The organism is Bacillus sp. JJ1503 (assembly GCF_036965125.1).
Classification (GTDB): domain Bacteria; phylum Bacillota; class Bacilli; order Bacillales; family Cytobacillaceae; genus Cytobacillus.
On the sequence record NZ_JBALOZ010000491.1, the window covers coordinates 1 to 5948 of the forward strand.

The window sequence follows — 5948 nt, forward strand, 5'->3', positions numbered from 1 at the left end:
AAAAGTAAAAAAGCTGTCCAGCAAAGTAGATTAATTGGACAAGTTTTCAAAAAAAAGAAAACTTGTCCAGTTAAATTGATACTATACTAGATAGTTGTTCGAATTACTTATCCCGAAATTCAGTTCCATCGTGACCTTCTATGCGATTTTTGAATGCTTCTTGGACAACAAGAAATTCCTCATCCTCTTGTGCCTCTGTTGCTTTACTTTCTATTACTGAATTGTCTGGGAAATTACCCGGGTGATTTTTATTTTTGTGGTTAAACTCTTTACCTCTTGCCATTGTATCTGCTCCTTTCGTTTTTCTTCATGTATCTTCCCCTTAATTAAAAAATCCTATGTATATTGCCTTGTAATTAAAAAGCTTTGCATTTGCAAAGCTTTTATTCATCATTCTCACGATCCATTCTTGTATTGAGCGAACACTTTCTGCTATTAGACTGCCTTGATCTTTTAGATGAAAATGGCTCTTGATATAGAAACTTTTCCATTCCTGCAGCGATTACTTCTTCAACCGCACGATGGATATCGGCTTCACTATAATCTTTCAAAGTCATATCCTCCTTATTGATTGGTTCATTCTTCGTTTTCCTGCTATTAGAATACGGATCCGAAAGAAGTTTTGCCTTAGACGATTGCGTATTTTTGGAAATAGGACTGTCATCCTTTGAATGTTTGTCATACCATTTAATAACGGTTCGGTTAGGGGAGATTATTTTGAAAAAAACAGATATACCAATCTATAACTTATTTATAAATCCGAAAAGCCTCATCGATTTAAAGAAGAATATTTGGTCAGATAAATCTGTTACGGGAATAATAAACATTCAAAATAAAAAGCATGACATTGATATTAGGTACCGAGGATATTATGTTCGAGAGTTCAAGAAGAAGTCGTATCATTTTCATTTTTATAAACCTAGGACATGGAATGGGGCAAAAGAGCTTCATTTAAATGCAGAATATAAAGATCATTCATTAATAAGAAATAAGCTTTCTTTTGATTTTTTCTCTAGTATTGGTGTCAAGGCCCCCTCTGCAGAGCATGTTTTTCTTGTATTAAATGGAAAACCAGAAGGAGTTTATTTGCAATTAGAGTCAGTAGATGAATACTTTTTCAAAAAAAGGAATATCCCAGTACAATCGATATTTTACGCGGTTGATGGAGATGCAAATTTCTCACTGATTAGTGAATATGATAATGCTCCTAAGAGATCTTTAGAAATGGGCTATGAAATAAAGTATGGACTGGACGAAGAATGTTTGATCTTACAAGAGTTTATTTTCAAAGCCAATACACTTTTAAGAGAAGAATTTGAACGAGAGATAGGAAATTATATGGATGTTGAAAAGTATTTGCTTTGGCTAGCAGGTGCGGTTTGTACTCAAAACTACGATGGATTTGTTCAGAACTATGCTTTGTGCAGGAATGGTGATGCGGGGTTATTTGAAATTCTTCCTTGGGATTATGATGCAACTTGGGGAAGAGATGTTCATGGGGAGATTATGGATTATGACTATGTAAGAATAGAAGGTTTTAATACGTTATCGGCAAGAATGCTCGATGTCCCTTCATTTAGAAATTTATATTATAAGAACCTCGATCAGATCCTCAAACATCAATTTACAGTCGACTTTATGAAACCAATAATACAGGACATATATACGAACCTTCGTCCTTATGTTTTAAAAGATCCCTATAAAAAAATGTATATCGAACAATTTGATATGGAACCGGAATTCATTTGTAAATTTATAACGGATAGAAACAACTATTTGAAAAGTGAGCTGAAAAAGCTAGGTTTCAACTAGTAAAGGGATAGAATGATTGCTATAAAAAAGGCGAGCATTTTTAGAAAATGGGCACTTTATTTTAGTTGTTTGTCCACTCCATATTTAAACTAAAGCATAGTCTATATTAGTGAAAAAGGAAGGGGGGAAGATGAATGTTCCAGCAAACAGGAAGAAGACGAGTTCAGAATATTAGGGCCGATGAAGTAAATATTGCTGCCAATAGAGTGAATGTAAGAGAAGTCCGCAGAACAGATCGCAGAAGAACAGATCGCAGAAGAACAGATTGCAGAAGAACAGATCGCAGAAGAACAGATCGCAGAAGAACAGATCGCAGAAGAAGTGATTTCTTTTGCGGTTGCAGAAGACGTTGCGGTTGCGGCTTCTTCTTCTAACAATTAATAATGAAAATGATGACAATTTCTAAAACCATTGCTGCTCCGCCACTGATTCACCTCATACGGAACAAGCATTTTCGCGGCAGTAAAAGCTATTAGGTCAATTATTTATTAATAAGCATTGATCTAAGAAAGGGCAGGGGTTCCATCCCTGTCTTTCTCTATGTTAGGGAACAAATTAGGAGGAGCAATATAGCAATAAGGTAAATGAAATAGAAATTTCAACGTTAGAGAACAACAATAATCGTAGAATAGTGAAAAAATAATAAGTTAACAAATCGAAAAAGAAAAAAATAAGAATTTTCACCTTAATCTTTGAAGGAATATGTCGAAATAAGAAAAGAGGGAGTATTTTTAAATAAAGATGGGTGAGGACATATGGATAAAACAACGTTAATAGGTTTAATATTGGGGATTATCGCAGTTGGGGTAGGGATGGTTCTTAAAGGAGTAGATCCTGCAGTGCTAATGAACCCAGCGGCTGTATTAATTATTTTACTAGGGACAGCTGCTACAGTAGCAATTGCGTTCCCAACTAGTGAAATAAAACGACTTCCAAAGTTGTTCGGAATTATTTTTAAAGAGAAAAAACAAATGAATCCAGTTGATTTAATAAAAATAATTTCTGAATGGGCACAGCTTGCAAGAAAAGAAGGGTTGCTAGCACTTGAAGCAAAGACAAGTGAAATCGATGACCCATTCCTAAAAAATGGACTCTCCCTAGCTGTAGATGGTCAGAGTGCAGATTACATACGTGACGTTTTAAATGAGGAAATTGAAGCAATGGAAGAGAGACATGCAGCGGGAGCTCAAATTTTCTCCCAGGCTGGAACTTATGCTCCGACATTAGGAGTATTGGGAGCAGTTGTCGGATTAATTGCCGCTCTCGGAAATATGAACGATACAGATACTTTAGGTCATGCAATTAGTGCTGCGTTCGTGGCAACTTTATTAGGGATTTTCACAGGATATGTCCTTTGGCATCCATTTGCAAATAAGCTGAAAAGAAAATCAAAGCAGGAAACAAAGCTAAAGACTATGATGATTGAAGGTGTTCTATCAGTTCTTGAAGGAGAGGCGCCGCGAGTCATTGAACAAAAATTAGCATCTTATTTACCGGCAGGAGAAAGAAAGATATTTCTTGAAGAAGGCGGCGTGAAGAAAGGTGAGTAGAAGGAAAAAGAAGGATCACAAAGAGGAGCACATTGATGAATCATGGTTGCTCCCTTATGCAGACTTATTAACCTTGCTGTTAGCCTTGTTTATCGTTCTGTTCGCTTCAAGCTCAGTTGATGCTCAAAAGTTCCAGGCAATTTCAAGAGCTTTCAATAGTGCATTTTCAGGCGGAACGGGAATTTTTGATTTCCCAAGTCCAATACCTGAAGGGCAGATGCAATCAACAGATGTTAAAGGCGATGATACGAAAAGTAAAAGGGATCAGAAAAATGCAGCTGAGATACTTAAAGAAGCAGAACAGCAGGAACTTGCCACAATCCAAAATAAGGTAAATACTTATATTGATCAAAACAACTTAACTGAAAGGCTTCAAACCTCCCTTACAGACGAAGGATTGCTCGTTTCGATTCGAGATAATGTATTATTTTCACCTGGAAGTGCGGATGTTCGGACTAATGATGTAAAGGTTGCAGATGAAATAGCTGAGCTGCTTATTATGGAGCCCCCTAGGAATATTATCATTAGCGGACATACAGACAATGTACCAATCGGAAATGCCCCGTTTGAATCGAACTGGGAATTAAGCGTGATGAGAGCGATTAACTTTATGAAAATTGTTCTGCATAATGATAAACTAGATCCAAGCTGGTTCAGTGCGAAGGGCTTTGGAGAATTCCAGCCAGTTGCATCTAATGATACGAGCGAGGGACGAACAAAAAATAGAAGAGTAGAGATATTGATATTGCCAAGAACTGTAGACTAAACCTCAATTGGTTTAGTTTTTTTAGTTAGATGCGCTGATATACAATAAAAATAAAAAAGGAAATCAGCCAACAAGCTGATTTCCTCCAATTACACTTCTGATGTCTTTCTGGATTGTGGCAAGAGTGCTTTCTTTCCATGTAAGAGAAAGTAAGCAAACAGAGCAAGAAAAATGACTCCGACTAAAATAAAATAGACTGTTGAAAAACTCGTATACGCGGCGATAATTCCGAGAACGTAAGACCCAAGACCAATACCAGTATCGAAAAATGTAAAGAATGTCGAAGTAGCTAACCCTCTTCTTGAAGGATCAGAATTTTTAATGGCTATCGTTTGTAAGCAAGGTGTAAGGCTTCCATATCCTAAGCCGATAATGACCCCGGCAAGCAGAAATCCAAAGGTGGTAGTAGCCTGGCTTAGCAAAAACATCCCAATGGCAAATAAAATGATTGCCGGATAAATAATCTTATTTTCCCCATAAAGATCAAACCATTTTCCGGTAAAAGGCCGGGAAATAAGCATGGCAGCAGCATAAACAACAAAGAAAAAGCTAGCTGCCTCGATTAAACCAAGCTCTTTTGCATAAACAGAAATAAACGCAAGAATTCCCGAATAACTGATAGCAAGAATTCCAGCCACGATTGAAACTGGAATTGCCTTCTTCTCAAATAGGCTGTCAATCGATAATTTCTGTGGCTGAGCTGGTTTTGACTCGAGAGTATTTCCTTTAGGCAACTGTACAGCAAATGAAAGTAATATTGCTAGGAACGATAAAATGGAACATAACATAAACAGCGAGTTAAAGCTCGAGTATTGAATGATAGTTAAGCCTGCAAAAGGTCCCATTACCATGGCTAAATTCATAAACATCGAATAATAGCCAAGTCCTTCCCCTTTTCTTTCATTAGGGACAATATCAGCTGCAATCGCACCAGCTGCTGTCGTCACCATCCCAAATCCTATTCCGTGAACGAATCGTAAAATAAGCAAAGTAGGCATAGTATTTGCCCAAAAATAAAAAATACTGGAAACGAAAAACAAGATCAATGCAATAAAAAGAATCTTTTTCCGACCAATTTCATCAAGCCATTTACCTGATAATGGTCTGATCAGAACCGCTGCAATGAGGAAAACGGATGTAATTAATCCTACTTGGGTTCCGTTCCCATTTAAATCGTCCAATACATAAATCGGCAGTGTGGTCAGCAAAATATAAAAGCCGATAAACATAAAAAAACTTGTAATTGAAATACTTAAAAAACCCTTTGTCCATAATGGTTGCTTTTTCATAGATGTCCTCCTAAAAAAATAACTACAGAAATAACTTAAAGATTGACTGACATCTTTTTCAAAATTGACAGCATTTCTGTAGTCTCTTGATCAGAAATATTTTTTAAAGCTTGACTCTCACATGTCCGTACAGTTTGAAGCCAAGTGTCATACATACCGTTAGCTACCTCAGTCAGAGTGATTTGTTTTTCTCGTTTGTCGGTACCGGTCTTCTTTGTTATCCAGCCTGACTTTTCCATTCTTGCTAGCGTCCGCGTCATGGTAGGGGCCTCAACTCCTAGATAATGGGACAATTCCTTTTGAGTGGCTGGTCCATTCGTTTTAAGTAAATAAATAATTGTCCATTGAGCTGTGTATAATCCAAGAGGAGTTAATGCCTCATTCAGGATTTTTGAAAAGTGCCGGCTAAACTGGTTAATCGAGTGAAAAAGATTATTTTGTATTTGATTCAAATAAATCACCTTTTCAAATTAGTTACCTAGCTAATTATATTTGAATTTTTTCTTTCTGTCTAGTTCATAACAATAATTG

The 5948-nt window shown here is 36.7% G+C and carries 8 protein-coding genes; 4 read left to right on the plus strand and 4 right to left on the minus strand.

Going from position 1 to position 5948, the window contains the following annotated elements; all coding sequences use genetic code 11:
- Positions 1-103: 103 nt before the first annotated feature.
- Together V7149_RS25720 and V7149_RS25725 are read right to left on the minus strand one after the other, a co-directional pair.
- Entirely contained in the window at positions 104-283 is a 180-nt protein-coding gene (locus V7149_RS25720) for a hypothetical protein (protein ID WP_335348395.1), read from the minus strand.
- A 100-nt stretch (positions 284-383) separates the two neighbouring features.
- A complete protein-coding gene (locus tag V7149_RS25725; protein ID WP_335348396.1) occupies positions 384-551 on the minus strand; it encodes a CotG/ExsB N-terminal domain-containing protein in 168 nt (55 codons plus the stop codon).
- Between the two features lie 163 nt (positions 552-714).
- Here V7149_RS25725 and V7149_RS25730 point away from each other — a divergent pair, with 163 nt between their 5' ends.
- The 4 genes from V7149_RS25730 to motB all read left to right on the plus strand — a co-directional run bounded on the left by V7149_RS25730 (position 715) and on the right by motB (position 4128).
- Complete coding sequence (locus tag V7149_RS25730) at positions 715-1812, plus strand: CotH kinase family protein (RefSeq protein ID WP_335348402.1); 1098 nt, start codon at positions 715-717, stop codon at positions 1810-1812.
- Positions 1813-1946: 134 nt separating this feature from the next.
- A complete protein-coding gene (locus V7149_RS25735; RefSeq protein WP_335348397.1) occupies positions 1947-2186 on the plus strand; it encodes a hypothetical protein in 240 nt (79 codons plus the stop codon).
- A 381-nt stretch (positions 2187-2567) separates the two neighbouring features.
- Complete coding sequence (motA, locus tag V7149_RS25740) at positions 2568-3362, plus strand: flagellar motor stator protein MotA (protein ID WP_335348398.1); 795 nt, start codon at positions 2568-2570, stop codon at positions 3360-3362.
- A complete protein-coding gene (gene motB / locus V7149_RS25745; RefSeq protein ID WP_335348399.1) occupies positions 3355-4128 on the plus strand; it encodes a flagellar motor protein MotB in 774 nt (257 codons plus the stop codon). The genes motA and motB overlap by 8 nt, the downstream gene beginning before the upstream one ends.
- 89 nt (positions 4129-4217) lie before the next feature.
- Here the strand turns inward: motB and V7149_RS25750 are convergent, their stop codons facing one another.
- Together V7149_RS25750 and V7149_RS25755 are read right to left on the minus strand one after the other, a co-directional pair.
- Positions 4218-5417 carry an MFS transporter gene (locus V7149_RS25750; protein ID WP_335348400.1) on the minus strand — a complete coding sequence of 400 codons (1200 nt, stop codon included), beginning with the start codon at positions 5415-5417 and terminating at the stop codon, positions 4218-4220.
- Positions 5418-5452: 35 nt separating this feature from the next.
- Positions 5453-5869 (minus strand): MarR family winged helix-turn-helix transcriptional regulator, encoded by a 417-nt coding sequence (locus tag V7149_RS25755; RefSeq protein WP_335354707.1) that lies wholly within the window; start codon positions 5867-5869, stop codon positions 5453-5455.
- Between the last annotated feature and the right edge of the window lie 79 nt (positions 5870-5948).

What these genes read in the sequence shown, in the direction of transcription:
- V7149_RS25735 (WP_335348397.1), top strand. Translation starts at nt 1,947, where the DNA reads ATGTTCCAGCAAACAGGAAGAAGACGAGTTCAGAATATTAGGGCCGAT.
- V7149_RS25750 (WP_335348400.1), bottom strand. Translation starts at nt 5,417, where the DNA reads ATGAAAAAGCAACCATTATGGACAAAGGGTTTTTTAAGTATTTCAATT.
- V7149_RS25720 (WP_335348395.1), bottom strand. Translation starts at nt 283, where the DNA reads ATGGCAAGAGGTAAAGAGTTTAACCACAAAAATAAAAATCACCCGGGT.
- motA (WP_335348398.1), top strand. Translation starts at nt 2,568, where the DNA reads ATGGATAAAACAACGTTAATAGGTTTAATATTGGGGATTATCGCAGTT.